We start from the raw sequence: 25,532 nt of genomic DNA on the forward strand, positions 1-25,532 counted from the left end.
AGGAGGGAGCGCAGGTCAGTGCCTGCGCTCCTTGCCGATGGAAACCAAGAGCATGGCCACGAGCGCAACCACAACACCTGCGATGATGCCCACGGAATGGCGCGATTTCTTCGCGCTGACCAAGCCGCGGGTGATGACGCTGGTGATCTTCACCGCGATCTGCGGTGTGCTCGCGGCCCCCGGCAGCATCCACCCGGTGATCGGCTTCACCGCGATCCTCGCCATCGCGATGGGCGCGGGCGGGTCGGCGGTTCTCAACATGTGGTGGGAAGCCGATATCGACGCCGGGATGAAGCGGACCATGAGCCGCCCTCTGCCTGGCGGCCGGATGCGGCGCGAGGATGCGCGCGATTTCGGGATTTTCCTGTCGGCGGTGTCGGTGGGGCTGATGGGCCTTGCGGTGGGCTGGCTGGCGGCCTCGCTGCTGCTCGGCGCGATCATCTATTACGCCGTGATCTACACCATGTGGCTGAAGCCGCGCACCCCGCAGAACATCGTCATCGGCGGCGGCGCGGGCGCCTTTCCGCCGCTGATCGGCTGGGTCGCCGTCACGGGCGAGATTACCGCGATGCCGATCCTGCTCTTCGCGATCATCTTCTTCTGGACCCCGCCGCACTTCTGGGCGCTCGCGCTGTTCGTGCAGACCGATTACGAAAAGGTCGGTATCCCGATGCTGCCGGTGGTCGCGGGCGAACGCGCCACGCGTCGCCAGATCATGGGCTACACCGTGCTGCTCGCGCCGATCGCGGTCGCGCCGTGGTGGATTGCCGGGACGAGCTGGATCTATGGCTCGGTCGCGGTGGTGCTTTCGGCGCTCTTCCTTCTGCTGGCGCTGCCCGTTTTCACCCGCAGCCGGGCCGAAACGGACGCGATGCTGCCCGAAAAGCGCTTGTTCAAGTTCTCCATCGTCTATCTTTTCGTGCTGTTCGCCGCGCTGGTGGCAGACCGTGTGGCGGCCTATCAGGGGCTGATCGCATGACCCCCGAGGAAGAGCGCGAATTTATCCGCCGTCGCAGGGCGCGCAACTGGGTTGTCGCGGGGACGCTGCTGTTCTTCGTGGTGCTGTTCTACGCCATTACCATGGTCCGCATCGGAGGGCAGGGCTGATGGCGTCTGCCGCGCCCCTCAACGACGATACCGCCCGGCGCAATCTGCGCACCGGGCTGATCGCCTTTGCGGGCGCGCTGGCGATGCTCGGCCTCGGCTATGCCTCGGTGCCGCTTTACCGGTTGTTCTGTCAGGTGACCGGCTTTGGCGGCACGACCATGACCGCGACTGAGAGTGACGCGGCGCGTGCTGCGGCGGGCGTAACCGGGCAGAAGATCTCGATCCGCTTCGACGCGACCGCGGCAATGGGGATGCCCTGGACCTTCCGGCCGACGCAGCCGACCGACACCGTCACCATCGGCGAGCGCGACATCGCGACCTATGTCGCGCGCAACGACAGCGATTTCCCGATCACCGGCATGGCGACCTTCAATGTCGAGCCGGAGCAGGCGGGCAAGTATTTCAACAAAATCCAGTGCTTCTGCTTCACCGAGCAGACGCTGCAGCCCGGGCAGGAGGTGATCATGCCCGTGCTCTACTTCGTCGATCCGGCGATGCTGGACGATCCGAACATGAAGGGTGTCGAACAGATCACCCTCAGCTACACTTTCCACCGTTCCGAGACGTCGCAAGCCGCGGCGCCCCGGAGCTCGAATTGATCCGCTAAACCCAGGGACGGGAACTTCCACATGGCTGGCAAGGCAAACCACGACTATCACATCCTCGAACCCGATATCTGGCCGCTGGTCGGCTCGTTTTCGGCGCTCACCTTCACCAGCGGCATGGTGCTGAGCTTCCACCCCGAAGTCTTTGGAGCCGCTTCCAGCTTCGTCATGTGGGCAGGTCTCGCGGGCCTGATCGCGACTTTCTTCATGTGGTTCAAGAACATCGTGGTCGAAGCCCAGCGCGGCGACCACACCCCGGTGGTGCAGCTTCACATGCGTTACGGCATGATCCTGTTCATCGCTTCGGAAGTGATGTTCTTCGTCGGCTGGTTCTGGAGCTTCTTCGACTTCGCGCTGTTCCCGAGCCCGCTCGAATATGACGCGGCGACGGGCGCGACGACCAGCCTGTTCGGCACAGAGGGCGCGCTTGCGCAGTTCATCCCTGAAGGGATGGAAGTGCTCGATCCCTTCGCGCTGCCGCTACTCAACACGCTGATCCTGCTGTGCTCGGGCACCACCGTGACCTGGGCGCACCATGCGCTGATCCACGGCGACCGCACTGGCCTCAAGCAGGGCCTGTGGGCCACGATCGCGCTGGGCGCGCTGTTCAGCTGCATTCAGGCCTACGAATACAGCGCCGCGCCCTTCGGCTTCGGCGGCAATACCTATTCGAGCGCTTTCTACATGGCGACCGGCTTCCACGGGTTCCACGTGCTGATCGGGACGATCTTCCTCGCGGTCTGCCTCTACCGCGCCTATCTCGGCCACTTCACCCCGCGCCAGCACTTCGGCTTCGAAGCGGCGGCGTGGTACTGGCACTTCGTCGACGTGGTGTGGCTGTTCCTGTTCGTCGCCATCTACGTGTGGGGCGGCTGGGGCGCTGAATTCCACTGATGCGTCCGGACGAAAGTCCGAGTGAACAGAAGGGGCAGCCGGGACTCGTCTCGGCTGCCCTTTCCGGTTTGTGCCCCCGCTGCGGCGCGAAGTCGCTGTTCACCGCGCCTGCCGCTCTGGCTGAGCAATGCGCGCAGTGCGGCCTCGATTTCCGCAAGCTGGAGCGGGGCGGGCGGTTCGTCGGGGTGATCACCATGCTGCTGGCGCTGGCGCTGATCCTCGCCGCGCTGGCGGTCGACGAATGGCTGAAGCCGCCGCTGTGGGCGAGCTTCCTGTTCTGGGGGCCGGCGACGGTGGGCAGCGTCGTCTTTGGCCTCAGGTTTTACAAGACGATGTGGGTCTATCACCAATTCGAGGAAAGCCAGCAGCCATGACCGTCCGCCGCGTGCCGATCATTCCCACTATCATCGTGCTGGCGGCCGTCGCCACGATGATTGGACTGGGCATCTGGCAGCTGGGGCGCAGAGCCGAGAAGGAGGTGCTGCTGGCGCGCTACGAAGCGGCGGCAGGAAGCAGCGAAACCGTCGGCTTTCCCTTGGGTGGTGCGGGTGAAGCGGTGCTGTTCCGACGTAGCGCTCTGACCTGTCTCGGCGCCGAGCGCATCGAGGCGGTATCGGGCACCTCGGCGACGGGGCAAAAGGGCTGGGTGCAGCGTGCATGGTGCATCGTGAGCGACGACGCGACCGTTCCGGTCGATCTCGGCTATACCCGCGACATTGCCGCGCCCGCCTTCACCGGAGGCACCGTCAGCGGCATCATCGCTCCCGGGCCGCGCCTTGTCGCCGACCCGCCGCTTGCCGGGTTGCAGCCGATGGCCAAGCCCGATCCCGGCGATCTGCCTAACAATCACCTCGCCTATGCCGGACAGTGGTTCTTTTTCGCGCTGACGGCGCTGGTCATCTACGTGCTGGCATTGCGTCGCCGTCGGCGCTAGTCCGCCGCCCATGCAATATGTCTCGACACGCGGCAGCGCACCGGCGCTGGAATTCGAAGGAGCAACGCTCGCGGGCCTCGCCAGCGATGGGGGTCTCTATCTCCCCGTCGAATGGCCGCGTTTCACCGCAGACGAGATCCGCGCCATGCGGGGCCTCGCCTATCCCGATCTTGCCGCGCGGATCATGGCGCCCTTCGTCGCGGGCAGTCTGACCGAGGACGAGTTGCTCGCTCTCTGCCACGCGGTCTATGGCGATTTCGGCCACGCCGCCGTCACCCCGCTGGTGCAGCTCGATCAGCAGCACTGGCTGCTCGAACTCTTCCACGGGCCGACGCTCGCGTTCAAGGACGTGGCGCTGCAATTGCTCGGGCGGCTGTTCGAGACCTTCCTCGCCCGGCGCGACGAACGCCTCACCATCGTCGGCGCGACCAGCGGGGACACGGGTTCCGCTGCCATTCAGGCGGTCGCCGGGCTGGAGCGCGTGGAGATTTTCATGCTCCACCCCAACGGCCGCGTCAGCGATGTCCAGCGCCGCCAGATGACCACGGTGCGCGCGCCCAACATCCACAACCTCGCGATCGAGGGCAGCTTCGACGACGCGCAGGCCCACGTGAAGCGGATGTTCAACGACGCCGACGTGACCGCCACGCTGAATCTCGGCGCGGTCAATTCGATCAACTGGGCGCGGTTGATGGCGCAGGTGGTCTATTACTTCGCCAGCGCCTTGCAACTCGGTGCGCCTGACCGGACGGTGGCCTATTCGGTGCCGACCGGCAATTTCGGAGACGTGTTTGCAGGCTATGTCGCAGCGAAGATGGGGCTGCCGATCGAGAAGCTGATCGTCGCGACCAATATCAACGACATCCTCCACCGCGCGCTGTCGAGCGGTGACTATTCGGCGGGCGGGGTGACCGCCACGATCACACCCTCGATGGACATTCAGGTGTCTTCCAACTTCGAACGTCTGCTGTTCGACGCGGGCGGGCGCGACGGCACCGCGATGGGCGAGCAGATGCGCGCTTTCGAGGCGTCCAAGGCCATGCAGCTCACTAACCGCCAAGCGCAAGGCGCATCGGCGTTGTTTACCAGCGCCCGCGCTGACCAGACCGAAACCGCGCGTGCGCTGCAATGGGCTTACCGCTCGGCCGGGCAAGTGATCGACCCGCACACCGGGGTCGGCCTTCACTGTGCTCAGGCGCTTGCCGACGCCGTTCCTGCGGGCGTGCCGATCGTTACGCTCGCCACGGCGCACCCCGCCAAGTTCCCCGACGCGGTCGAGCGCGCCATCGGCGTGCGCCCCGCGCTCCCGGCGCGCGTCGGCGATCTGTTCGGGCGCGAGGAGAGCTTCGTCGAGCTTGCCGGCGACTATGCCACCACCCGCGATCATGTGCTCGGCCACGCGGCGGGCGCAGGCGCGGCAGGGTAATGGCAACCCTCGTCCAGCAACCGCTGGTGATGGAATGCACCGGCTGGGACTCCTACCGGCTGATCGATAGCGGCGCGGGGCGCAAGTGGGAGGGTTTCGGCCCCTACAGCTTCATCCGCCCCGAACCTCAGGCCCTGTGGCAGCCCCGGATCGACAACTGGCAGGCGGCGGGCGAGTTCATCCCCGGCTCGAACGAGGACGGCGGCGGGCGCTGGCAGTTTTCGGGGCAGATGCAGAACCGCCTGCCCGACGATGGCTGGGAGCTGGCGTGGAACGAGGTGCGCTTCACCGCACGCCCCACGCCCTTCCGGCACCTGCAATTCTTCCCCGACATGGCCCCGGTGTGGGACTGGATGCGCGCGCGGCTCGCCGGGATGGACGCGGCCGAGACGATGAACCTGTTCGGCTACACCGGCCTCGGCACGCTGGCACTCTCGCAGCATGGCCGCGTCACCCATGTCGATGCGTCGAAAAAGTCGGTCGCTCAGGCGCGCGAGAATGCCGCGCTGTCGGGCATGGCCGAGCGCCCGATCCGCTGGCTGACCGACGATGCCGCCAAGTTCACCGCGCGCGAGGTGCGGCGGGAGCGGCGCTATGACGGGATCATTCTCGACCCCCCCAAATTCGGGCGCGGGCCGGAGGGCGAGGTGTGGCGGCTGGAGGAGCATCTCCCCGGCCTCGTCACCGATTGCGCCCGTTTGCTCGATGCGGACAGCCGCTTCCTGTTCCTCACCGTTTATGCCGTTCGCATGAGCAGCCTCGCGATTGCCGGCCTGCTCGAAGAGGCGCTCAGCCACCTGCCGGGCCGGATCGAACATGGCGACCTTGCCGTGCGCGAGGAGGGGGAGGGCGCTCGCCTGTTGCCAACCGCAATCTTCGCGCGGTGGAGCAATCCCTGACGGGCCCGCCTCGGGCACTGGACTTGTGCGCCCCATCCTGCCAACGCGCGCGGCAATGACCGACACCCTTACCCTCGAAGTCAACGATCTCGTCGTCGATGTCCTCACCGGCATCTATTCCGAGGAGACCGGCAAGCCCCAGCCGCTGCGCATCTCGATTGCGGCGCGCTACAAGGTCGCGGATCGCTACGAGCCCGATACGCCGCTGGAGGCGTCCAAGAATTACATGGACCTGAAGTTCGCCGCGTCGGCCGGGCTGCCGCAGGGGGTGCACTTCAAGCTGATCGAGGCGGTCGCCGATCACATTTGCGAGACCCTGTTCGTGCAGGATGCGCGGGTAGAGGCGGTGACGGTCAAGATCGTCAAGCTGGCGATTGCCGAGGCGGACGAACAGATCGGCATCACGCTCCACCGTGAGCGGCGCACAGACCACGGGGGCTGACCGGGTGCAGCGCCAGCTCGACGTCGGCCTGCTGCCCGAAACCGCGCTGGATGCGGCAACTGCTTTCATGGCGCTTTACCTCGAACCGGCGCGAGCTCTGCTGGCAGAGCCTGCCACCACCGCGCTGGTGATCGTCCTGCCGCCCGCGCCCTACGACCACCGCGACTGGCGGCTGGCGTTGGCCCGCGATCTGGCGCGCGAGGCGACGCCCCGCCGCGTGAACGTGGTCGCAGGGCGGCCCGGAGAAGCGCTGGCGGCGACCTTGCGATTTTTGGCAGATGCGCCCGGGGTGACAGGGCAGTATCTGGTGTGCCATGACATCGCACGTGCCCACGAACGCGCCTCGCAAGCCTGACCTCATCCTGCTGCGCGACCCTGAGGCCGCGCCGCCGCCGCTGGTCGATTCCTTCCAGCGCCGCATCACCTATCTGCGCCTCTCGGTCACCGACCGCTGCGACCTCCGGTGCTCCTATTGCATGCCCGAGCGCATGACCTTCTTGCCGAAGAAGGAGGTGCTGAGCCTTGAGGAGCTCTACGATCTCGCCACCGGCTTCATCGCGCGCGGGGTCACCAAGATCCGCATCACCGGCGGTGAGCCGCTGGTGCGGCGTGACATCATCGACCTGTTCACCGCGCTCGGGCGCAGGCTGGGGCATGACCTGGCCGAACTGACACTGACCACCAACGGCACACAGCTTGCCGAACATGCCGAGGCGCTGGTCAAGGCGGGGGTTCGGCGAGTCAACGTCTCGCTCGACACGCTCGACCGGGCAAAATTCGCGGAGCTGACCCGCCGCGACGCCTTGTCGCAGGTGCTGGAGGGCATCGCCGCGGCCAAGACGGCGGGGCTGAAGGTGAAGCTCAACGCCGTGGCGCTGAAGGGCGTCAACGAGGACGAACTGCCCGACCTGATCGCATGGGGTCACGGCGAGGGTCACGACGTGACGCTGATCGAGGTGATGCCGCTGGGCGATGTCGAGGAGGAGCGGCTCGACCAGTACCTCCCGCTCGATCAGGTGCGCAGCAAGTTGGAACAGCGCTGGACGCTGACCGAGAGCGACCATCGCACCGGCGGCCCCTCGACCTATGTCGACATCGCCGAGACCGGCGGCAGGCTCGGCTTCATCACCCCGCACACCAGCAATTTCTGCGCAGGCTGCAACCGGCTGCGGGTGACCGCAACCGGCCAGCTCTACCCCTGCCTCGGCGGGGGCGAGCAGGTCGATCTGCGCGCTGCCTTGCGCTCCGACGATCCGCCCGCGAACCTCGCCGCCGCGCTGGACGAGGCGCTGCGGATCAAGCCCGAGAAGCACCACTTCCGCATGGACACGCGCGGGGCCGCCCCGGCGCTACCGCGGCACATGTCGATGACGGGGGGCTGAGCGGGTGGTCACCGTGGTCTTCCTCGGCAAGCTCGCCGACCTGGCAGGCGCGCCCTCGCTACAGCTACCCGCGCCGCTCGGGTGGGAGGGGCTGAAGGCCGCGCTGCCCCCGGCGGTTGCCGAAGCGCTGGCCGATCCGCGCAACCGCGTGGCGGTGAACGGCGCGCTGATCGCAGACAAGCCCGGCTTGCAGGCTGCGGCGGGCGACGAGATCGCGCTGCTCCCGCCGGTATCGGGGGGCTGATGCGCGACATCCGCCTGCTGCCCCACATGTTCATCCCCGGCACGCTGATTGGCCCCTTCACGCAGGCCAATCCGGGGCTGGGCGGGGTGTGCACTTTCGTGGGCGAGGTGCGGTATGACGAGGGGGTGGAGGCGCTCGAACTCACGCATTACGAGCCGCTCACCCTGCCGGGGATGCATGAGCTGGCCGACCGCGCCTTCGAACGCTTCACCCTGATGGGTCTCCTCATGGTCCACCGCGTGGGTATGATGCGCCCGGGCGAGCCGATCGTCTGCGTCTCGGCGGCCGCGCTCCACCGCCGCGACGCCATCGATGCGGTCGACTTCTGCATGGACCACCTGAAAAGCGCCGCGTGGTTCTGGAAGCGCGAGAAGCGCGGTGATGGCTGGCACTGGATCGAACCGCGGACGCAGGATCATGCCGATCTCGCCCGCTGGCAGGCGTGATTTGATCCCGGTCAAAGCAGAGGCGCGCCACGCAGGGTAAATCCCTTTCCGACACAGGAAAGGATTGTCCCATGAGCCACATCGTTCACGACCTTCTTGCCAGCGGCGACGCGCGCATCGTTCCAGCTCCCGCCGAAGCGCCGGTGCGTCACCAGGTCGAGACCGACCGCAATTTCGGCCTGCCGAGCGCGCTCTACGCCGCGACCGTGGCGGGCTATCTCGGCTTTCTGCTGGTGGTCGGCAGCGCCTTTGCCAATCCGGTGCTGGCGATCCCGATGGCGATTTTCGTGGTGTTCATCGTCGCTGGCTTCGGCGTCCCGGCGATCTGGACCCGGCTGGCGGGGAACACCTCCGAACCGCAGACCATCGGCGAGTTCGGTGCGCGCGGGATCATGACCCACACCGGGCGGCTGGCCGCCAAGGACGCGACCATTCAGGTGCTGATCCTGCCGGTGCTGCTGGTGGTCTGGGGTCTGTCGGTGGCGGTGATCGCGGCGGTGGTCGCCTGACGCGAAGGGTTTGGTTCGGGGCGGTGGCCCACTCCCACGCTACCGCCCCGATATTTCGTGCAGCAATTCGGGGTTGCGCAGGGCGATCCCGCGTTTCCCCTCGCGCAGAATCGCGCCCATGTCTTCCAGCTCGCCCAGCTTGCGGCTGACGGTTTCGATCGTGAGGCCGAGCATGTTGGCGATCTCGCCGCGGGTCAGCGGCAGTTCGAAACGCTGCGCGAGGTGGCACGAGCTGTCGCTCGCGGCGGCGGCGAAATCGTGGAGCAGGGCGGCCAGCCGCGCCTCGGCGCTGGCGTGGCCGGTGAGTTCAAGCAGGTTGCGGGTCGCAAGCAGATCGGCCTGACTGCGGCGCAGTAGCGCGCGGGCAAGGGCGGGGTAATCCTCGATCGCGCGTTCGATATCGGCGCGCGCGAAGGTGCAGAGGCGGCTTTCGGTCAGCGCGACGACATCGTGATGCGCAAAAGGCGCGAACAGCTCGCCGATGAAGCCTGCCGGGTGGACCAGCGCGAGGATCTGCTCGTTGCCATCGACATCGACCGCCGAGACCTTGAGCGCTCCGGTCAGCAGAGTCGCGCAGGCGGCTTCCTCGTCGCCCGCGGCGAACAGCATCTCGCCGCGTTTCAGCGTGCGGGTGCGCCCGGCGGCGGCCATGGCGTCGCGTTCTTCCGGTGTCAGCACCGCGCAGGCTGCGGTTTCCTTGACCGGGCAGGTGGCGCAGGCGAGGTTCATGACCCCATCACCTGCCACAGCCGCGCGATTCCCGCATCCTGCCGTGCCAGCAGCGCTGCGGCCTGACCCTGCGCTTCGACCAGCTCAGGCTCGGGAGCGAGCGCCGTGGCGGCTTGCGCCACCAGCGCATCGATCGCGGCGAGCGCTGTGGCTGTCTTGGCACGCTCGGCATCGAGATCGGCGAGCGCCACCACCGCGGCACTGCGCGCACCGCTTTCCCAGGATTGCCCGGCAGCCGCGCGCACAAGTCGGCCCGCCTCGGGCTCGCGGCGCTGGAAGGCGGTATCGGCAGCGGTGATCGTGGCCATCAGATCGGCGAGGCTGGCAGCGTCGGTGATCGGGCGAATCGGGGCAGGCGCAGGCGTCGGGAGCGGTGCAGGCAGCAGCTCGCCGCGTTCGAACGGGCGCAGCGCGAGCGAAGGATAGGCATCCTCGCCCTGCGCGCAGCCGCCCAGCAGCGCTGGTAGCGCCGAGAAAATCCAGATTTTGTGCCGGTGTGCTCGCATGGTGATCCCATGTCCTGTTATCATGACACCCGCAAATGGCAAAGACAGCCGACACCGCCGACAGTTCGACTTTTTGGCGACAGGATCGCTGCTCAGGCGTTGACTTGACGCAGCCTTTCTTCTAACGGCTCGCCTTCTTTACGGGGCTGCATCCGCGCTAGCCTCGCATTGCTGTTCGGATGGTGTGGCAAATGCCTCCCTTTTCCGGACCTGCACAGACAAGAGAGTTTAGAGCCATGTTCGCTGTAGTGCGCACGGGCGGCAAGCAATATCGGGTTGCCGCCGGAGACAAGATTGCCGTTGAAAAGCTCGCTGGCGAAGCCGGCGACACGATCACCCTGGGCGACATCCTGCTCGCCGGCGAAGGCGACGATCTCGCCGACGTGGCCAAGGTGACCGTCTCGGCCGAGATCATCGCCCAGGCGAAGAGCGAAAAGGTGGTCGTCTTCAAGAAGCGCCGCCGTCACAACTATCGCCGCAAGAACGGCCATCGCCAGCAGATGACCCTGCTGCGCATCACCGCCGTGGGCGCGGAAGAAAAGAAGGCTCCGGCCAAGAAGGCCGCCGCCAAGAAGACCAAGACCGAAGACGCCCCCGCGGCGGCCTCGGCTGAATAAGGAGCGACTGAACCATGGCACACAAGAAAGCAGGCGGTTCGTCGCGTAACGGTCGTGATTCGGCCGGTCGTCGCCTTGGCGTGAAGAAGTTCGGCGGTCAGGAAGTGATCGGCGGCAACATCATCATTCGTCAGCGCGGCACCCGCGTGTACCCGGGCGTGAACGTGGGCATGGGCAAGGACCATACCCTCTATTCGCTGACCGAAGGCGTCGTGCGTTTCCACGCAGGCAAGCTCGGCCGCAAATACGTCAGCGTAGATGCGATGGCCGAAGCCGCCGAATAAGCGGACGATTCGCTAAAGGGATCGTCCGCAAGGATGGTCCTGATCGGTGAAAGACCGATCATCAGAGGGAGACAGGACCGTCCTCGAACCGAGGGGGTCCGTCTCCCTTTTTGTTTCTCCCTCGAAACAATCGCGCGATTTCAATGTTTCGCGTGCACGAAATTGTCATGCGCCCGTCCTATCGGCGGCGTGGGGCGAGAATGGGAGAACTCGCATGTTCCACCGCAGCGAAAGACTGTTCCTGAGACCCGCTTTCCCCGAGGATGGCAGCGCCATTCTTGCCGCGATCGGGGAGGAGGCGATCGTGCGCAACCTTGCGCGCGCGCCCTGGCCCTACACGCTGGACGACGCCCAGGCCTTCGCCGCGCTGCCGCAGGACCCGCGCCTGCCGCACTTTCTCGTCACGCTCCCCGGCGTCGGAGTGATCGGCTCCGCGGGGATGGGCGAGCATGAGGGCGAGCCCGAGATCGGCTACTGGATCGCGCGCGCACACTGGGGGCAGGGCTACGCCACCGAGGCGGCCTCAGCAGTGCTGCGGATTGCCCGCACGCTGGGTCATCGTCGGATCGTGGCGGGGCACTTCATCGACAATCCTGCCTCAGGCAAGGTACTGAGAAAGATCGGCTTCCACCCCACCGGGCGGATCACCAAACGCTTCAGCCTGGCGCGGGGAGAGGCGGCGGAACTGGCCGAATATGCGCATGATCCCGAAGCTGAGGTAGACCCCGCCCCGCTGGCCCGCGCCGCCTGAGCGGGGCGGGCCAACGGCGGCAGTCTGCGCGGGTTGTCAGTGCTGCTTGTTCGCCCGTGCGAAAGGCGTTAGCGTCAGAGCAACCATGACCCAGCGCAAGCGTCTTACCCCCGAAGAATCCCGAAATTCCGCCCTCGTCGCCGCCCGAACCCTGCTCATTGAGGCTGGGCCGCAGGCCGTTACGCTGAAGGCTGTGGCCGGGCGCATAGGTCGGACTCATGCCAATTTGCTGCACCATTTCGGCTCGGCCTCGGGCTTGCAGAAGGCGCTGGCGGAGCATCTGGCGCGGTCTGTCTGTCAGACGATCATCGATGCGGTGCGCGCCAGCCGCGCAGGGTTGGCATCGGCACGCGAGGTGGTCGACCTCGCCTTCGATGCCTTTGACCGGGAAGGTGCAGGCGCGCTGACCAGCTGGATGCTGCTGACCGGAAATGAAGACGCGCTCGACCCGATCATCGGAACGATCCACGATCTGGTCGACGAATTGTCGGCGGGGGAGCCCGAATATCCCGAATGCAAGCAGCGGATCGAGCGCGATACGCTGACGCTGGTGCTGATGGCGCTGGGCGATGCCCTGATCGGCGGGGCGCTGGCCAAGTCGCTGGGGCTACCGCGCGATGCGGCGCGGGAGCGCGCGTCTGAATTGCTGGCCGCCGCGATTGCGCAGCGGCAGAGCGTGCTGGCGCAGGCTCAGGGCACCTGATCGACGCCGACCGCGGTGCGCTGCCAGGCGGGCAGGGCGGCGGGATCGAGGCTCTCCACCCGCAGATGGTCGACCGCGAGGCCGAGATCGGGATAGGCCGCCACGCGCCGCGCTTCGTCCGACGCCGCCAGCGGCACCACCACCAGCCGGCGGTTGACCTTCTGCCGCCAGTTCATCCGCGCGGTGTTCTCCTGCCCGACATAGCAGCCCTTGGTGAAGCTGACGCCGTGGAGCTCGACCGCATTGGTCTCCAGCCACAGGATATCGCCCATCTCACCCGCGCCCTCGGGCACGCCCAGCGACAGGCGATGCGCCTGCCACGCCGCATCGGCGGGATCGCCCGCAGGCTCGGCCAGCCAGCGGTACCCGAGTTCGGGCAGGCGCGGATCGGGCGCGGCGCCGGGCTGCTCCACCAGGCTCCAGTGCACCGCCAGCGAATCGTCGCGGCGGATGTCGATCTTGCGGCGCAGGCGATACATCGAAAGGCGCTTCACCAGCGCATCGGCGTGCTCCGCCTCGCAATCGAGCAGCAACCCGGCGGGATCGCGCCACACCAGAAAATCGAACATGTGCTTGCCCTGCGCGCTCAGCAGCGCGGCGTAGCAGGGCAGCGGGCCTGTGACGTCGTTGGTGACGAGGCCTTGCAGGAAGGCGGCGACGTCCTCGCTTTCGTCGAGCGCGGAGAGGCGCACCAGAGCGCGGGCGGTGAGGTGGGTGGCAGTGGTCATGTCCCGCCCAAAGTGGTCGGCATGGGTGCGGTGTCAAGCGGCGTCTCGGACCGGGGCGCATGACGCTTCCATGCAATGCGCGATTGCGCGGAGGCGCTATATCTGCGTGCAAAACAGGGAGACGATGATGGAAGTGCTGACAACCGACATGCGCAACCAGCTGATGCAGCTCGGCATTCTGGCCCATCACGAGCAGGAAAGCCTGCTGGCGCTGGCCAAGCGCTGCGCCAAGACGTCGGGCCTGCCGCTGGGCGGTGCGGGCGCGGTGATGGCGGCCAAGGCCGGGACAGTCGCGCTGCCAGGGATCGGAACGGTGTCGGGGGCGACAGCCGGGTTTCTGGCCGGTCTGGCGACGGGCACGGCCTCGTGCATGGGGCTGAACCTTGCCGCGCGTGACGAGCTGAAAAAGCTCGCCAAGGGGCAATAGGCGCGCGAGACGCCATCGGGCACTGGAAACAGCGGAGCGCCCGGCGTAAGGCGCGCACATGACCGACCGCCTCACGATCCGCCGCCCTGACGACTGGCACCTGCATTTCCGCGATGGCGCCATCATGCGCGCGGTGGTGCCCTACACCGCGCGGCAGTTCGCACGTGCGATCGTGATGCCCAACCTCACCCCGCCGGTGACGACGACTGCGCTTGCTGCCGCCTATCGCGACCGGATTCGCGCCGCCGTTCCCGAGGGTGTGGCCTTTGAGCCGCTGATGACCTGCTACCTCACCGACGACACCGATGCCGACGATCTGGCGCGTGGGGCGGCGGAGGGCGTGTTCACCGCGGCCAAGATGTATCCCGCCAACGCCACGACCAATTCGGCGGCGGGCGTGACCGATGTCGAAAAACTCTATCCTGTCCTCGCGCGGATGGAGGCCGAGGACATCGTGCTGTGCATCCACGGCGAGGTGACCGATCACGCCATCGACGTTTTCGACCGCGAAAAGGAATTCATCGACAGGCACTTGCGCGCGATTGTTGCGAACTTCCCGAAGCTGCGCGTGGTGTTCGAGCATATCACCACTGCCGATGCGGTCGATTTCGTGATGGAGGCCGGGCCGCAGGTCGCCGCGACGATCACGCCGCAGCATCTCCACATCAACCGCAACGCCATGCTGGTGGGCGGGATCCAGCCGCACAATTACTGCCTCCCCGTCGCCAAGCGCGAGGAGCACCGCCTCGCCCTGCGGCGCGCGGCGACCTCGGGCTCGGCGAAATTCTTTCTCGGCACCGACAGCGCGCCGCACCTGCGAAGCGCCAAGGAGAGCGCCTGCGGCTGCGCGGGCATCTTCGGCGCGCCCTATGCGCTGGAAAGCTACGTCACCGTGTTCGACGAGGAAGGCGCGCTGGAGCATTTCGAGGGCTTCGCCTCGCTCCACGGCCCGGCCTTTTACAAGCTGCCGGTGAACGAGGACACAGTAACACTAGAACGCACTGAAATCGCGGTGCCTGCCTGTCTCCACGTGACCGGCGAGGAGATCGTGCCCTGGCATGGTGGGCAGACTCTGCGCTGGAAATTCGTGGGTTAAGCAGCGCTTTTGCGCTTGGCCCACAAGTCCCACACGAACACGCCCACCGCGATCCAGATCAGCACGAAGCTGGCGAGCTTGGCCGGGGCGAGCGGCTGTTCGAACACGAACAGGCCGAGAAAGAACACGATCGTCGGCGCGAGATACTGGATGAAGCCGAGCGTCGAATAGTCCATCCGCCGCGCGGCCAGCGCAAACATCAGCAGCGGCACGGCGGTCACCACGCCGGAAAAGACGATCACCACGCTCAGCCATGCATCCTGCCCGAAGGACGAGCCTTGCGGGCTCGCCGCATACCACGCGGCGATGCCGATGGCGGCGGGCAGCAAGATCGCGCTCTCGATCGTCAGCCCGGGGAGCGAGCCTACAGCGACCTGTTTGCGAACAAGGCCATAGAGGCCGAAGCTGATGCCGAGTGACAGGCTGATCCACAGGCTGGTGAGCGCGCCCGCCGCCAGCAGCGCCACCGCCACCCCGGCAATTGCAACAGCGAGCCACTGGCGCTTCGACAGGCGCTCGCCCAGCACCAGTGTGCCGAGCAGCACGTTGATCAGCGGATTGAGGTAGTATCCGAGGCTGGTCGCATAGACCTCGCCCGCCATGATCGCCCAGATATAGACGAACCAGTTAATCCCGATCAGCACCGAGCTTGCCAGCAGCGCGAGCAGCGTGCGCCGGCTCTTCAGCGCAGCGAGCAGCTCGGGAAACTGGCGGCGGACAGCGACGATCACGAGGCACAGCGGCAGCGTCCAGATGATCCGCCAGCCGACGAATTCGAACGGCGGCACGCTCTGCACCAGAATCAGGTAGAGCGGCAGGAAGCCCCAGATCGTGTAGGCCCCGATCGCCGGGGCCAGCCCCGATGCGGAACGCTGGTGTCCGGCGACGGGGGCGGACGCGGCGGCGGTGGAAGGGGCTCTCATGGCGCGCGTGCGTTACGGGGCGTCGGGCCTGCGTGCAAGCGACCTTGCGCGATGAACGGTGGCTGTCGGCGTTGCTGCCGATTCGTTCAGAATAATCGCTCTATAAATGAACAACACCGCGAGGCAGACCGCCTCGAACCCTCTTGCGGCCATTCCCACCAAATGGTCGCCAGCGCGAGGCGGCTTCGTGCCTCTCGCGGAAAGCGCCTTCGGATTGCCGGTTTCGGCATCCGGAGGCGTTTTCATTTTTGCCTGCAAGGGGGAGGAGTGGCGGGAAATTAACCATCCTGTGCGATGGCCAAGGCGATGCGCCGCTTGCCTGCCATGATGTTGCTGAGCCTCGCGCTCGCTGCCTGCGCCGATGAGGCTGCGCGCGAGGAGCAGACCCGCGCGGCGCTGATCGCCACCGATCCGGTGATGGCCCGCGCACTCGCCGATCCGCTGATGAGCGATCCCGATCTTGCCAGCCGAAACGAGGCCAACGCCGCGCTTGGCTTTGCCGACAGCCATGCCCTGCCGGTCATCGCCGCCAGCGCCGCCGATGCTGGCGCTGCGCGCGACCGGATGCGGCTCGAACTGCTGGCCGAGGGGCCGATTCCCAACCTGCCGCGCGCGGTCAGGCCGGGCGCGGGGGTCACGCCGCTCGGCCCGATGGCGATCCCCGAGGCGCTGCTTGCGGCAGTCGGTGCGCCGGCGACGTGCGCATCGGGCTTGAAGGAAGACTTCGCGCTCGCCGCCAGCCTGCCGCCGCTCGCCGCCCTGCCGCCACAGGCTATGGTGGTGCAGGCGGGCGGAGCCGATGGGCCGGGCTGCGCCTTGCGCATCATCCGTTATCGCACGGCCGCGGGGCCCGAGGATGTGCTGCAATACCACTATGCCAAGGCCCGCCGTGCGGGGCTCAAAGCCGTGCGCCACGCAGTGCCCGAGGATATTCTGCGTGCCGAGGGGAAGGGAGGCGAAAGGCTGACGGTTCATGCCCGTCCGGGTGCACATGGCCTTACCGCAGTCGATCTGATCACCCTCGCGCCCCGAGGGCCCGCGGTCAGGACCGGATCCCGACCGTGATCGCCGCGCGCGGTTGGTCCATCTCGGTGCTGGCGACCGGGTAGGCGCAGTAATCGGCGGCGTAATAAGCCGCCGGGCGATGATTGCCGGACAGGCCTATCCCGCCAAACGGCGCCTTGGACGAGGCTCCGTTGGTGGGCGAGTTCCAGTTGATGATCCCGGCGCGGATATTGGCCCAGAACCGGCCGTAATCGTCGGGCGTGCCGCCGATCAGCGAGGCCGAGAGGCCGTAGACGGTGTTGTTCGCCTCGGCGATCCCGGCGTCGAGATCGGGGACGCGGATCACTTGCAGCATCGGGCCGAACAGTTCGATATCGGGGCGCTCAGGCACGTCGGTCACGTCGATGATGCCGGGGCTGAGATAAGGCAGGTCGATCACCGTGCGGCGCATGTGCAGCAGCGCACGCCCGCCTGCAGTCAGCAGCGCGAGGAAGCTTTCGGTCAGCCGGTCGGCAGCCTCGTTGTCGATCACCGGGCCCATGAAGGGCTGCGGCTCGCCCATCGGATCGCCCACCATCAGCCGGCGCGTCATCGGCACGAGTTCGGCCATCAGCGGCTCGAACATGCTCTGCGTGACGATCAGCCGCCGCGCTGCCGTGCAGCGCTGCCCGGCGCTGGTGAAGGCGCTCTTGATGATGAGGGCTGCGGCATCGGCCACACGGGGGGTGTCGATCACCACGATCGGGTTGTTGCCGCCCATCTCCAGCGCCACGATCTTGCCCGGATTTGCGGCTAGCTTGCGGTTGATCGCGATCCCCGCCTGCGCCGATCCGGTGAACAGCACGCCGTCGACGCCCGGATGCGCGACCAGCGCTTTGCCCTGTTCGGGCCCGCCGATCACGCACTGGATCACGTCTTCGGGAACGCCCGCACTGTGGAAGGCGGCGACCAGCGCCTCGCCCACGGCGGGGGTCTTTTCGGAGGGTTTGAACACCACCGCATTGCCCGCCATCAGCGCCGGGATGATGTGGCCATTGGGCAGGTGCGCAGGGAAGTTGTAGGGGCCCAGCACCGCCATCACGCCGTGCGGCTTGTGGCGCAGCGCAGCGCTCGCCTGCAACCCGGCGTCGAACTTCTTCTTGCCGGTGCGTTCGGCGTAGGACTGCACCGAGATATCGACCTTGTTCACCACTGCATCGACTTCGGTGCGCGCTTCCCACAGGGGCTTGCCGGTCTCGCGCGCGATCAGTTCGGCAAAGGTATCGGCATCGCGGCGTACGATATTGCTGAAGGCGCGCAGCAACGCGATCCGCTCGGTGAGAGCGCGTGCCGCCCAGGGGGGCCAGGCGCGCCGCGCAGCCGACACCGCTGCCTCGACATCGCTCACAGGGCCGCGCCACAGCTCCTCGCCGTTGGCAGGCTGGGTGGAGATGAGGATATCGTCGCTCACGTCGTGTCTGTCTGCCCGATCTGCACCTGCCATCCCGCGCTGCACCTAACTGCAATGAAATTGAAAAGATAGGGGTAGGGCCGGACTACGCATGACCCGCAGGCAAGGGCGCAGGGCCGTGGGCCTCGCCCATCCGGCGGATCGCGGCCACCTTGGCGTGGAGCGGCCCCCAGTCGTCATCCGCAGCGATCGCGGCCCAGATCGCCTCGACCTCCTCGATCAGCAGGGATTGCGGGGTTTCGCCCAACCAGTAGGGATGGTCGGACGCGACAGGGCGGTAATGGCTGAAGGCTTCGGGCAAGCCGCGCCCGCCGCGATGCGCGAAGAAGAAGGCGTCGGGCTGCACTGCGGACGCGCGCATCTGCGCCTCGCACCCCGCGACAAGCTGCGTGTCTTCCTCAATCCCCTGCGGCTCGACCCCCAACCGCCAGCACCACCGCCGCGCGACCGCCGCCATGTAGAGCGGCCCGAAGCGTTCGAGCGCGGCGACCAGCGGCGCAGTTTCGGCATGGAGCCGCAGCGCCACCGCCAACTGCCCGCAGTTCCAGTGCAGCGCCTCGGGCTGGCGGCCGAAGGCGTAAAGGCCCCCGTGATCGAAATAGGCCGCGGTGAAGCCCGGATCCCATTCGGGCAGCCAGCGCCACGGGCCATAGTCGAAGCTTTCGCCGGTGATATTCATGTTGTCGGTGTTGAGCACCCCGTGGACGAAGCCTGCCACCATGTAGCTGGCGGCGAGATCGGCCATCCGTTCGACCACGGCATGCATCAGCCGGATCGCGGGCTCGTCGCGGCCCGGCGCGTTCTCGGGCGGGGGCGAGGCGGGGAATTGGGTGAGGCAATAGTCGATCAGCGCGCCCATCTCCTCGGCCTGCTCCAGAGCGAGCAGCCGCTGGAAGGTGCCGAAGCGGATGTGGGAATGGCTGAGGCGCACCAGCACGGCGGAGCGGGTGGGTGAAGGCTCGTCGCCGCGCCACAGGCTCTCGCCGGTCTCGATCACGCTGAGGGTTTTCGAGGTGTTGACGCCAAGCGCCTCGAGCATTTCGGTGGCGAGAATTTCGCGTACCGCGCCCTTCAGCGTCAACCGCCCGTCGCCGCTGCGGCTCCACGGGGTCTGGCCCGACCCCTTGGTGCCAAGGTCGAGCAGGCGGCCGGCATCATCGCGCATTTGCGCAAACAGGAAGCCGCGCCCGTCGCCGATCTCGGGGTTGTACACCCGGAACTGGTGCCCGTGATAACGCAGCGCGAGCGGCTGGGGGAGATTGCCTTCGAGCGGCGCGAAGCGCCCGAAGTGCTGCACCCATTCCGCGTCGCTCAGCCCCGCCAGCCCGACGCTCACAGCCGCGCGGTCGTTGCGCCAGCGCAGTTGCACCTCGGGAAAGTCCGCCGGGGCGACCGGGTCTCCCAGCCAGTCGGCGAGGGCGAGGATGGCAGGATCGGCCAGATAGGGCACATCGCATTCGGCGGGTTGCACAGGCTCGCTCATCCCGCGATAGTGGGCGCAACGGGGTCTGCGCGCAAGCACCGCGGCCCGACGATCAAAGGGAATACCGCCGCCAATGGCTGCCACTTACGAAGATCGCTACTGGACCAGCAGCGACGGGCTGAACCTGCATTATCGCAACTATCCCGGACCGGAGGGTTCGGACAGGCTGCCGGTGCTGTGCATGCACGGCCTCACCCGCAACGCCCGCGATTTCAGCGCGCTGGCCGAGGAACTGGCCACCGCTCGCCGGGTGATCGTGCCCGAGATGCGCGGGCGGGGGATGAGCGATTATGCCCCGGATTCCGACACCTACTCGCCCGTCACCTATGTCGCCGATGTTGAAAAGCTGCTGGCCGAACAGGGGATCAGCCGCTTCGTGGTGGTCGGCACTTCGATGGGCGGCCTGATGATGATGCTGATGGCCGCGCGCGAGCCCGGTCGCATGGCGGCGGTGGTGATGAACGACATCGGCCCCGAGGTCGATGCGGCAGGCCTTGCGCGGATTTCGGGCTATGTCGGGCAAGGGCGCAGCTACCCCACCTGGGTCCACGCCGCGCGCGGGCTGGCCGAGGCGCATGAGGCCGCGTTTCCCGACTACGATCTCGACCAGTGGCTGGAAATGGCCAAGCGCACCATGGTGGTGAGCCAATCGGGGCGGATCGTGTTCGATTACGACATGGCCATCGCCGAGCCTTTCGCCAAGCCCGGCAACGCCGCACCGTCCAACCTGTGGCTCGCTTTCGAGGCGCTGACCGGCGTGCCGATGCTGCTGGTGCGCGGCGCGCTGTCCGATCTGCTGAGCGAGGACACGGTGCGCCAGATGAGCGTGCGCAATCCGGCGATGCGCACCATCACCGTGCCGCGCGTCGGCCATGCTCCGACGCTTGATGAGCCCGAGGTGCGCGCCGCGATCGCCGCGTTGTTCGACGGGGCCGCGTGAGCCCGAGTGCGGGGGGCACGGTGCCCCGTATCCTCCACTGCCATTCGACCTTCGCCGCCGGGGGCAAGGAGGTGCGCTGCGCCCGGCTGATGAACGGCTGGGGTGACCGGCTGGAGCACACCATCGTCTCCGCCGAACCCGAGGCGATGGGGGCCGCCGCGCTGATCGCGCCCGATGTGCCGGTCAGCATCCCGGACGATTTCCCCGCGATGAAGGGCAAGCCCACCCCGGCGCGGCTCGCGCGGCTGGCGCGGGCGCTCAAGGGCTACGATCTGGTGTGCACCTATAACTGGGGCGCGATGGATGTTGTGATGGCGCACCGCCTGTTTGCCGGGCCGCAGGGTCTGCCGCCGCTGGTGCATCACGAGGACGGTTTCAACGAGGACGAGGCCGAGCGGCTCAACCCGGCCCGCAATCTCTATCGCCGCGCCGCGCTGGCCGGGGCGGCGTGCCTTATCGTGCCTTCGACCGGACTCGAAGCGATTGCACGCGAGGCGTGGCATCAGCCGCCCGCGCGCCTGCGCCGCATTCCTAACGGCATCGACACCGCCGCCTTCGCCGCATCCCCCGATCCGGCCGCCTTGCCGATCCGCAAGGGCGAGGGCGAGTTCTGGGTCGGCACGCTGGCGGGCCTTCGCGCGGTCAAACGGCTGCCCGATCTGGTCGCGGCGTTCGAGGCACTCCCGCCCGAATGGCACCTCGTGATGTGCGGGGAGGGGCCGGAGCGCGGGGCGATCCTGACCGAGGTCGAGGCACTGGGGCTTGCTGCGCGGGTGCACCTGCCCGGCAATGTCGATCCGGCGCGGGCGGTGGGCCTGTTCGATATCTTCGCACTGTCCTCCGCCTCGGAGCAATTCCCGCTCTCGGTGGTCGAGGCGATGGCGGCAGGCCTGCCGGTGGCGGCGACCGATGTCGGGGATATCCGCGCTATCCTTGCGCCCGATAACGCTGCTGTGCTCACGCCCGCGAACGATCCGCAATCGCTGGGGAAGACCTTGGCCGCGCTCGCCGCCGATCCGGCACTGCGCGCGCGGCTGGGGGCCGAAAACCGGGCGCGCGCGGCCGCGCATTTCGACATCGCCGCGATGCGCGCTGCCTACGAGGATGCCTACAGCACCGCGATGGGCCGTTCGTTCTAGGCCCCTTGCGCTTCATCCCCCGTTCAATCGCCGCGCCCCATTTGCGTGTCCCCGCGCAGGTGGCATTGCGCCAAGGGGCGCAGGTGCCTAAAGAGCGCGCTCGCCGTATCGCGCAAGCTGCGGCGCATGACTGACACGAGGAACACGAAGGCCCCCATGGCGCGCACTCCCACCATCCCGACCCCCACCCCTTCGGCCGAGGACGAGGTGCTGATCCGCGAGATCGACGAGGCGGTGCGCGAGGATGCGCTCTATTCCTTCATGCGCGATCACGGGATGAAGGTGCTGGGCGTGATTCTGCTCGGCGTGGCGGGGCTGGGCGGTTGGCTGATCTATGATCACTATGCCGAACAGGCACTGGAGCAGCAGTCCGAAGCGCTGATCTCGGCGCTCGACTATGCCCAGCAACGCGATTTCGACACGGCGAACAAGAAGGTCGCCCCGCTGCTCGGCGCGGATGCCTCGCCCGGTGCGCGCGCTGCGGCGCGGTTCATTCAGGCGGGCGGGTTGATCGAACAGAACAACACGGCAGGCGCCGCCAATCTCTACAAGATGGTCGCCGACGATGCCGAGGCCCCGCCGGCGCTGCGCGACCTTGCGCGGATCCGCGAAGTCACGCTGAAATACGACCAGATGCAGCCCGCAGACGTGATCGCGCAGCTTGCCCCGCTGGCGAAGCCGGGCCATCCCTTTTTCGGTTCGGCCGGGGAGCTGGTGGCGATGGCGCATCTCGAAAAGGGCGACCGCAAGGCGGCGGGGATGATCTTCGCCGATATCGCCAAGCAGGAAGACCTGCCCGAAACCCTGCGCAGCCGCGCGCGCCAGATGGCCGGGCTGATGGGGGTCGACGCGGTGGTCGATGTCAACAAGCTGCTCAAGGACGAAGGCGTGACCACGTCCGATGATGCACAAGCGACCGGCGCGCCTGCTGCCGCGCAGGTCAGGTAAGATTGGACGGACGGGAATGACGACGACGAAATTTGCGCGCGCCGCGCTGCTTGCCGGTGTGTTCGCCGCCGGATTGACCGGCTGCAAGGGCGGGCTGTTCGGCGGCGGGGACGAAAAAACCACGCCGACCGTCGGCAACCGCGTGCCGATTCTCTCGCGGATCGAAAGTGGGGCCGAGGTCGATCCTTCGCTCGCCGCGATCAGCGTGGTGCTGCCGCCGCAGCGCGCCAACCCCGAATGGGCGCAGCCCGGCGGTTCGGCCAGCAAGTCCTATGGCCACCTTGCGCTGGCCGACAATCCGCAGAAGGTATGGACCGCCAAGGTTGCCGGATCGACCAACCGCATGCGGCTCGCCTCCTCGCCGGTGATCGGCGGGGGCAAGGTGTTCGCCGAGGGCACCGATGGCCTGATCGTCGCCTTCGACAAGGCCACCGGCGCGCGGCTGTGGACCCGCGATGATGGCGACATGACCAAGGATCAGGCGCCTTCGGCTTTCGGCGGCGGAGTCAGCTACGAAGCGGGCAAGCTTTACGCCACCAATGGCGTGGGCGATGTAAAGGCGCTCGATGCCGAAACCGGCGAGGTGCTGTGGAAGGTCAAGCCCGCAGGCCCGCTGCGCGGATCGCCCACCATCGCCTTCGGCCAGTTGTTCGTGATGACGCAGGACAACCAGCTGATCTCGCTCAGCATCACCGATGGCTCGCTGGTGTGGGACGAAAGCGGATCGAACACCCAGTCGGGCGTGTTCGGCGTCGCTGCGCCTGCCGCGGGGCAGGGCACGGTGATCGCGGGCTATTCCAGCGGCGAGCTGTCGGCCTATCGCTACGAGAACGGCCGCACCCTGTGGTCGGACGCGCTGGCGCGCACCAACATCTCGACCTCGGTCGGTTCGGTCACCGATATCGACGCCGATCCGATCATCGATTCGGGGCGCGTCTATGCGCTGGGGCAGGGCGGGCGCATGGCCGCCTATGAACTGCTTACCGGCCAGCGCATCTGGGAGCTCAACCTTGCCGGCATTTCCACCCCGGCGATTGCGGGCGAGTGGATCTTTACCCTCACCGACGATGCGCGCCTGCTTGCGATCGCCCGGTCTTCGGGCCGGGTGCGCTGGATCAATCAGCTGCAGGCCTACAAGGACGAGAAGGACAAGAAAGGCCCGATCTTCTGGACCGGCCCGGTGCTTGCCGGGGGCCAGTTGTGGGTCGCCAGCTCGCGCGGCGAGGTATGGAAGGTGAGCGCGGGCGAAGGCTCGGCCAGCCTCTTTGCCGAGCTTGACCAGCCGGTCAGCCTTGCTCCGGTGGTAGCTGACGGGATGCTGTTCGTGATGGACGACGGCGGCACGATCCACGCCTGGAAGTGATGTCCTACCCCGGCTTTGCCCCGGTGTGCGCCGTTGCGGGGTCGTTGGCGGGTTGTTGTCGGGTTGTTGTGCGCTTTGGGCGGCCTTTTCGCCAATCCGGGGCGCAATTGCCGGGGTGTTAACCCTTGTCTTGTAGGACGATGCGGCCATGAATCCGCATCCGTCCCCCTCTCCAACTGCGCCCCCGCGCAGCGACGTGTCGACCGGCGTCGGCCTGATCGGGCTGGTGGGCCTGTTCGGCTGGATCGCCTTCTGCCGCGCCTATCCTGAAATTGCTGCAATGCTCAGTCTCGGCGGAGAGCTGTCGGGGGCACGCGGCGTGCTCTCCGGGCCGCTGGCGGCGCTCGCCGCGATGCTGTTCACCGCCGTGCCGATGGCGCTGTGGTCGGTGCTGGTCGACAAGGTCCACCTGCGCCCCTCCACGGGCATCGACTGGAGCCTCAGGCGTCCCTTGCCCGATGTCATGCCGGTGGCGGTGGTCAAGCTGGTCGGGCTGTGGGCGACCTGGGCGCTGCTGGCGACCTTCTATGCGTTGGCTCGGTGGTACTGGAGCGGCAATTACGTCTTCGCGATGGAGGTGTTGAGCATCGCCATCCTGCCGCTGGTGGTGCTCTCGGTGCCCTATGTCATCTGGCTCGACCGCTATCTGGTGGAGCCGCGCGACGGGGCCTTCCAGTTCGGCGCCTTCGTGCTGGGCGGCGGGGTGATCGGCCGCGAGCAATGGGACCGCGCGGGGCTGGCCAAGCACTGGCGCGCGTGGATCATCAAGGGCTTTTTCGGCGCCTTCATGATCTCGATCCTGCCGCCCGGTTTCGCGCAGATCGTCGAGGCCGATCCGGCGGCGCTGCTGGCCAATCCGGTCGAATTCATCACGCTACTGGTGACGCTGCTGTTCGTGATCGACGTGCAGATCGGCACGGTGGGCTATCTGCTCACCCTGCGCCCGCTGGATTCGCATATCCGGTCGGGCAATCCCTTCCTTGCCGGATGGCTGGCGGCGCTGATGTGCTATCCGCCCTTCGTGTGGGGCATCATCGGGCCGGATCAGCAGATCCTGAGCTACGAGGCCGGAACGCCGGGCTGGGCGCACTGGTTTGCCGGAAACACGGCGTTGCTATGGGCCTGGGGCGGAGTGCTGGTGGTGCTAACCGGCGTCTATGCCTGGGCGACGGTGGTGTTCGGCATCCGCTTTTCGAACCTTACCTATCGCGGGGTGCTGACCCACGGCCCCTATCGCTTCACCCGCCACCCTGCCTATCTGTCGAAGAATCTGTTCTGGTGGGCGAGCGTGCTGCCCTTCCTCGTCACCGGCGGATCGGTGATCGAGGGGGTGCGCAACAGCATCTTCCTGCTCGCGGTCAACGCCATCTACTACTGGCGCGCGCGCACCGAGGAGGCGCATCTGCTCGCCGAAGATGCGAAGTACCGCGAATATCACGCATGGATGGAGAGCCACGGGCTCATCACCGCGCCGCTGGTGCGGTTGAAGCGGGCGATTGTCGGAGGCGGCGTGCGTAGCCCCGAAGAGACGCATCCCTTTCCGGCTGAATAG

At 67.1% G+C, this 25,532-nt stretch carries 32 protein-coding genes; 26 read left to right on the plus strand and 6 right to left on the minus strand.

Annotation, left to right across the window (positions count from 1 at the left end; genetic code table 11):
* The first annotated feature begins 52 nt into the window (after positions 1-52).
* The 14 genes from BZF59_RS10030 (at position 53) to BZF59_RS10090 (ending at position 8,888) form a co-directional block, all read left to right on the plus strand.
* Positions 53-979: a heme o synthase gene (locus BZF59_RS10030; protein WP_086608424.1), complete on the plus strand. Its 927-nt coding sequence runs from the start codon at positions 53-55 to the stop codon at positions 977-979.
* Positions 976-1,107, plus strand: a complete 132-nt coding sequence (locus BZF59_RS16490) for a hypothetical protein (protein WP_281251653.1) — start codon at positions 976-978, stop codon at positions 1,105-1,107. The genes BZF59_RS10030 and BZF59_RS16490 overlap by 4 nt, the downstream gene beginning before the upstream one ends.
* A complete protein-coding gene (locus tag BZF59_RS10035; protein ID WP_086608107.1) occupies positions 1,107-1,706 on the plus strand; it encodes a cytochrome c oxidase assembly protein in 600 nt (199 codons plus the stop codon). The genes BZF59_RS16490 and BZF59_RS10035 overlap by 1 nt, the downstream gene beginning before the upstream one ends.
* A gap of 30 nt (positions 1,707-1,736) precedes the next feature.
* A complete protein-coding gene (locus BZF59_RS10040; protein ID WP_086608108.1) occupies positions 1,737-2,606 on the plus strand; it encodes a cytochrome c oxidase subunit 3 in 870 nt (289 codons plus the stop codon).
* Positions 2,606-2,980, plus strand: a complete 375-nt coding sequence (locus BZF59_RS10045; RefSeq protein WP_245806102.1) for a DUF983 domain-containing protein — start codon at positions 2,606-2,608, stop codon at positions 2,978-2,980. Before BZF59_RS10040 ends, BZF59_RS10045 begins: the two co-directional genes overlap by 1 nt.
* Positions 2,977-3,540 (plus strand): SURF1 family cytochrome oxidase biogenesis protein, encoded by a 564-nt coding sequence (locus BZF59_RS10050; protein ID WP_086608110.1) that lies wholly within the window; start codon positions 2,977-2,979, stop codon positions 3,538-3,540. The genes BZF59_RS10045 and BZF59_RS10050 overlap by 4 nt, the downstream gene beginning before the upstream one ends.
* 10 nt (positions 3,541-3,550) lie before the next feature.
* Entirely contained in the window at positions 3,551-4,966 is a 1,416-nt protein-coding gene (thrC, locus tag BZF59_RS10055) for a threonine synthase (RefSeq protein WP_086608111.1), read from the plus strand.
* Entirely contained in the window at positions 4,966-5,865 is a 900-nt protein-coding gene (locus tag BZF59_RS10060; RefSeq protein ID WP_086608112.1) for a class I SAM-dependent rRNA methyltransferase, read from the plus strand. Before thrC ends, BZF59_RS10060 begins: the two co-directional genes overlap by 1 nt.
* Before the next feature lie 55 nt (positions 5,866-5,920).
* Positions 5,921-6,307: a dihydroneopterin aldolase gene (locus BZF59_RS10065; protein ID WP_086608113.1), complete on the plus strand. Its 387-nt coding sequence runs from the start codon at positions 5,921-5,923 to the stop codon at positions 6,305-6,307.
* On the plus strand, positions 6,279-6,662 hold the full coding sequence (locus BZF59_RS10070; protein WP_086608114.1) for a Rossmann fold domain-containing protein: 384 nt from the start codon (positions 6,279-6,281) through the stop codon (positions 6,660-6,662). The genes BZF59_RS10065 and BZF59_RS10070 overlap by 29 nt, the downstream gene beginning before the upstream one ends.
* A complete protein-coding gene (gene moaA, locus BZF59_RS10075) occupies positions 6,622-7,689 on the plus strand; it encodes a GTP 3',8-cyclase MoaA (RefSeq protein ID WP_086608115.1) in 1,068 nt (355 codons plus the stop codon). The genes BZF59_RS10070 and moaA overlap by 41 nt, the downstream gene beginning before the upstream one ends.
* Before the next feature lie 4 nt (positions 7,690-7,693).
* Positions 7,694-7,933, plus strand: coding sequence for a MoaD/ThiS family protein (locus tag BZF59_RS10080; protein ID WP_086608116.1), 240 nt, complete (start codon positions 7,694-7,696; stop codon positions 7,931-7,933).
* Positions 7,933-8,379 (plus strand): molybdenum cofactor biosynthesis protein MoaE, encoded by a 447-nt coding sequence (locus tag BZF59_RS10085; protein ID WP_086608117.1) that lies wholly within the window; start codon positions 7,933-7,935, stop codon positions 8,377-8,379. Before BZF59_RS10080 ends, BZF59_RS10085 begins: the two co-directional genes overlap by 1 nt.
* 71 nt (positions 8,380-8,450) lie before the next feature.
* Positions 8,451-8,888, plus strand: a complete 438-nt coding sequence (locus BZF59_RS10090) for a hypothetical protein (protein ID WP_086608118.1) — start codon at positions 8,451-8,453, stop codon at positions 8,886-8,888.
* 39 nt (positions 8,889-8,927) lie between these two features.
* Here BZF59_RS10090 and BZF59_RS10095 read toward each other — a convergent pair whose 3' ends face one another.
* Positions 8,928-9,617 carry a Crp/Fnr family transcriptional regulator gene (locus BZF59_RS10095; protein ID WP_086608119.1) on the minus strand — a complete coding sequence of 230 codons (690 nt, stop codon included), beginning with the start codon at positions 9,615-9,617 and terminating at the stop codon, positions 8,928-8,930.
* The gene (locus BZF59_RS10100) at positions 9,614-10,123 is read right to left on the minus strand and encodes a hypothetical protein (protein WP_086608120.1); all 510 of its coding nucleotides are present in this window, start codon (positions 10,121-10,123) and stop codon (positions 9,614-9,616) included. Before BZF59_RS10100 ends, BZF59_RS10095 begins: the two co-directional genes overlap by 4 nt.
* Before the next feature lie 248 nt (positions 10,124-10,371).
* Between BZF59_RS10100 and rplU the strand changes: the two genes are divergently transcribed.
* The 4 genes from rplU (at position 10,372) to BZF59_RS10120 (ending at position 12,478) form a co-directional block, all read left to right on the plus strand.
* On the plus strand, positions 10,372-10,740 hold the full coding sequence (gene rplU / locus BZF59_RS10105) for a 50S ribosomal protein L21 (protein WP_245806103.1): 369 nt from the start codon (positions 10,372-10,374) through the stop codon (positions 10,738-10,740).
* A 14-nt stretch (positions 10,741-10,754) separates the two neighbouring features.
* Positions 10,755-11,024, plus strand: a complete 270-nt coding sequence (gene rpmA, locus BZF59_RS10110) for a 50S ribosomal protein L27 (RefSeq protein WP_086608122.1) — start codon at positions 10,755-10,757, stop codon at positions 11,022-11,024.
* Positions 11,025-11,238: 214 nt separating this feature from the next.
* Positions 11,239-11,775: a GNAT family N-acetyltransferase gene (locus BZF59_RS10115; RefSeq protein WP_086608123.1), complete on the plus strand. Its 537-nt coding sequence runs from the start codon at positions 11,239-11,241 to the stop codon at positions 11,773-11,775.
* An 85-nt stretch (positions 11,776-11,860) separates the two neighbouring features.
* Entirely contained in the window at positions 11,861-12,478 is a 618-nt protein-coding gene (locus tag BZF59_RS10120) for a TetR/AcrR family transcriptional regulator (RefSeq protein ID WP_086608124.1), read from the plus strand.
* On the opposite strand, the gene ygfZ is transcribed toward BZF59_RS10120, so the two are convergent.
* Positions 12,466-13,206 (minus strand): CAF17-like 4Fe-4S cluster assembly/insertion protein YgfZ, encoded by a 741-nt coding sequence (gene ygfZ / locus BZF59_RS10125; protein WP_086608125.1) that lies wholly within the window; start codon positions 13,204-13,206, stop codon positions 12,466-12,468. The two genes, BZF59_RS10120 and ygfZ, sit on opposite strands and share 13 nt — an antisense overlap.
* Positions 13,207-13,333: 127 nt before the next feature.
* Between ygfZ and BZF59_RS10130 the strand changes: the two genes are divergently transcribed.
* Entirely contained in the window at positions 13,334-13,633 is a 300-nt protein-coding gene (locus BZF59_RS10130; RefSeq protein ID WP_143738140.1) for a hypothetical protein, read from the plus strand.
* Between the two features lie 58 nt (positions 13,634-13,691).
* A complete protein-coding gene (gene pyrC, locus BZF59_RS10135; RefSeq protein WP_086608127.1) occupies positions 13,692-14,729 on the plus strand; it encodes a dihydroorotase in 1,038 nt (345 codons plus the stop codon).
* Here pyrC and rarD read toward each other — a convergent pair.
* On the minus strand, positions 14,726-15,652 hold the full coding sequence (gene rarD, locus BZF59_RS10140) for an EamA family transporter RarD (RefSeq protein WP_086608128.1): 927 nt from the start codon (positions 15,650-15,652) through the stop codon (positions 14,726-14,728). The genes pyrC and rarD overlap by 4 nt on opposite strands.
* 324 nt (positions 15,653-15,976) lie before the next feature.
* Between rarD and BZF59_RS10145 the strand changes: the two genes are divergently transcribed.
* Positions 15,977-16,717, plus strand: a complete 741-nt coding sequence (locus BZF59_RS10145; RefSeq protein WP_143738141.1) for a hypothetical protein — start codon at positions 15,977-15,979, stop codon at positions 16,715-16,717.
* Here the strand turns inward: BZF59_RS10145 and astD are convergent.
* Both astD and BZF59_RS10155 read right to left on the minus strand, forming a co-directional pair.
* Entirely contained in the window at positions 16,695-18,140 is a 1,446-nt protein-coding gene (gene astD / locus BZF59_RS10150) for a succinylglutamate-semialdehyde dehydrogenase (RefSeq protein WP_086608130.1), read from the minus strand. The genes BZF59_RS10145 and astD overlap by 23 nt on opposite strands.
* Before the next feature lie 52 nt (positions 18,141-18,192).
* Positions 18,193-19,590: a protein adenylyltransferase SelO family protein gene (locus tag BZF59_RS10155; protein ID WP_086608131.1), complete on the minus strand. Its 1,398-nt coding sequence runs from the start codon at positions 19,588-19,590 to the stop codon at positions 18,193-18,195.
* A gap of 73 nt (positions 19,591-19,663) precedes the next feature.
* Between BZF59_RS10155 and BZF59_RS10160 the strand changes: the two genes are divergently transcribed.
* From BZF59_RS10160 to BZF59_RS10180, 5 genes are all read left to right on the plus strand, one after another.
* A complete protein-coding gene (locus tag BZF59_RS10160; protein WP_086608132.1) occupies positions 19,664-20,530 on the plus strand; it encodes an alpha/beta fold hydrolase in 867 nt (288 codons plus the stop codon).
* 20 nt (positions 20,531-20,550) lie between these two features.
* Positions 20,551-21,669 (plus strand): glycosyltransferase, encoded by a 1,119-nt coding sequence (locus tag BZF59_RS10165; protein ID WP_245806104.1) that lies wholly within the window; start codon positions 20,551-20,553, stop codon positions 21,667-21,669.
* A gap of 156 nt (positions 21,670-21,825) precedes the next feature.
* Complete coding sequence (locus tag BZF59_RS10170) at positions 21,826-22,617, plus strand: tetratricopeptide repeat protein (RefSeq protein WP_086608133.1); 792 nt, start codon at positions 21,826-21,828, stop codon at positions 22,615-22,617.
* A 16-nt stretch (positions 22,618-22,633) separates the two neighbouring features.
* Positions 22,634-23,980: a PQQ-like beta-propeller repeat protein gene (locus tag BZF59_RS10175; RefSeq protein WP_086608134.1), complete on the plus strand. Its 1,347-nt coding sequence runs from the start codon at positions 22,634-22,636 to the stop codon at positions 23,978-23,980.
* A gap of 148 nt (positions 23,981-24,128) precedes the next feature.
* A complete protein-coding gene (locus BZF59_RS10180) occupies positions 24,129-25,532 on the plus strand; it encodes a methyltransferase family protein (RefSeq protein ID WP_086608135.1) in 1,404 nt (467 codons plus the stop codon).

Source organism: Erythrobacter donghaensis (genome assembly GCF_002155425.1).
Classification (GTDB): domain Bacteria; phylum Pseudomonadota; class Alphaproteobacteria; order Sphingomonadales; family Sphingomonadaceae; genus Erythrobacter; species Erythrobacter donghaensis.

What these genes read in the sequence shown, in the direction of transcription:
- BZF59_RS10085 (WP_086608117.1), top strand. Translation starts at nt 7,933, where the DNA reads ATGCGCGACATCCGCCTGCTGCCCCACATGTTCATCCCCGGCACGCTG.
- moaA (WP_086608115.1), top strand. Translation starts at nt 6,622, where the DNA reads ATGACATCGCACGTGCCCACGAACGCGCCTCGCAAGCCTGACCTCATC.
- BZF59_RS10060 (WP_086608112.1), top strand. Translation starts at nt 4,966, where the DNA reads ATGGCAACCCTCGTCCAGCAACCGCTGGTGATGGAATGCACCGGCTGG.
- BZF59_RS16490 (WP_281251653.1), top strand. Translation starts at nt 976, where the DNA reads ATGACCCCCGAGGAAGAGCGCGAATTTATCCGCCGTCGCAGGGCGCGC.
- pyrC (WP_086608127.1), top strand. Translation starts at nt 13,692, where the DNA reads ATGACCGACCGCCTCACGATCCGCCGCCCTGACGACTGGCACCTGCAT.
- BZF59_RS10130 (WP_143738140.1), top strand. Translation starts at nt 13,334, where the DNA reads ATGGAAGTGCTGACAACCGACATGCGCAACCAGCTGATGCAGCTCGGC.
- BZF59_RS10050 (WP_086608110.1), top strand. Translation starts at nt 2,977, where the DNA reads ATGACCGTCCGCCGCGTGCCGATCATTCCCACTATCATCGTGCTGGCG.
- rpmA (WP_086608122.1), top strand. Translation starts at nt 10,755, where the DNA reads ATGGCACACAAGAAAGCAGGCGGTTCGTCGCGTAACGGTCGTGATTCG.
- thrC (WP_086608111.1), top strand. Translation starts at nt 3,551, where the DNA reads ATGCAATATGTCTCGACACGCGGCAGCGCACCGGCGCTGGAATTCGAA.
- BZF59_RS10100 (WP_086608120.1), bottom strand. Translation starts at nt 10,123, where the DNA reads ATGCGAGCACACCGGCACAAAATCTGGATTTTCTCGGCGCTACCAGCG.
- BZF59_RS10120 (WP_086608124.1), top strand. Translation starts at nt 11,861, where the DNA reads ATGACCCAGCGCAAGCGTCTTACCCCCGAAGAATCCCGAAATTCCGCC.
- BZF59_RS10090 (WP_086608118.1), top strand. Translation starts at nt 8,451, where the DNA reads ATGAGCCACATCGTTCACGACCTTCTTGCCAGCGGCGACGCGCGCATC.
- rarD (WP_086608128.1), bottom strand. Translation starts at nt 15,652, where the DNA reads ATGAGAGCCCCTTCCACCGCCGCCGCGTCCGCCCCCGTCGCCGGACAC.
- BZF59_RS10180 (WP_086608135.1), top strand. Translation starts at nt 24,129, where the DNA reads ATGAATCCGCATCCGTCCCCCTCTCCAACTGCGCCCCCGCGCAGCGAC.
- BZF59_RS10155 (WP_086608131.1), bottom strand. Translation starts at nt 19,590, where the DNA reads ATGAGCGAGCCTGTGCAACCCGCCGAATGCGATGTGCCCTATCTGGCC.
- BZF59_RS10030 (WP_086608424.1), top strand. Translation starts at nt 53, where the DNA reads ATGGCCACGAGCGCAACCACAACACCTGCGATGATGCCCACGGAATGG.
- BZF59_RS10175 (WP_086608134.1), top strand. Translation starts at nt 22,634, where the DNA reads ATGACGACGACGAAATTTGCGCGCGCCGCGCTGCTTGCCGGTGTGTTC.
- BZF59_RS10170 (WP_086608133.1), top strand. Translation starts at nt 21,826, where the DNA reads ATGGCGCGCACTCCCACCATCCCGACCCCCACCCCTTCGGCCGAGGAC.
- BZF59_RS10035 (WP_086608107.1), top strand. Translation starts at nt 1,107, where the DNA reads ATGGCGTCTGCCGCGCCCCTCAACGACGATACCGCCCGGCGCAATCTG.
- ygfZ (WP_086608125.1), bottom strand. Translation starts at nt 13,206, where the DNA reads ATGACCACTGCCACCCACCTCACCGCCCGCGCTCTGGTGCGCCTCTCC.
- BZF59_RS10095 (WP_086608119.1), bottom strand. Translation starts at nt 9,617, where the DNA reads ATGAACCTCGCCTGCGCCACCTGCCCGGTCAAGGAAACCGCAGCCTGC.
- astD (WP_086608130.1), bottom strand. Translation starts at nt 18,140, where the DNA reads ATGGCAGGTGCAGATCGGGCAGACAGACACGACGTGAGCGACGATATC.
- BZF59_RS10115 (WP_086608123.1), top strand. Translation starts at nt 11,239, where the DNA reads ATGTTCCACCGCAGCGAAAGACTGTTCCTGAGACCCGCTTTCCCCGAG.
- BZF59_RS10160 (WP_086608132.1), top strand. Translation starts at nt 19,664, where the DNA reads ATGGCTGCCACTTACGAAGATCGCTACTGGACCAGCAGCGACGGGCTG.
- BZF59_RS10040 (WP_086608108.1), top strand. Translation starts at nt 1,737, where the DNA reads ATGGCTGGCAAGGCAAACCACGACTATCACATCCTCGAACCCGATATC.
- BZF59_RS10045 (WP_245806102.1), top strand. Translation starts at nt 2,606, where the DNA reads ATGCGTCCGGACGAAAGTCCGAGTGAACAGAAGGGGCAGCCGGGACTC.
- BZF59_RS10145 (WP_143738141.1), top strand. Translation starts at nt 15,977, where the DNA reads ATGATGTTGCTGAGCCTCGCGCTCGCTGCCTGCGCCGATGAGGCTGCG.
- BZF59_RS10065 (WP_086608113.1), top strand. Translation starts at nt 5,921, where the DNA reads ATGACCGACACCCTTACCCTCGAAGTCAACGATCTCGTCGTCGATGTC.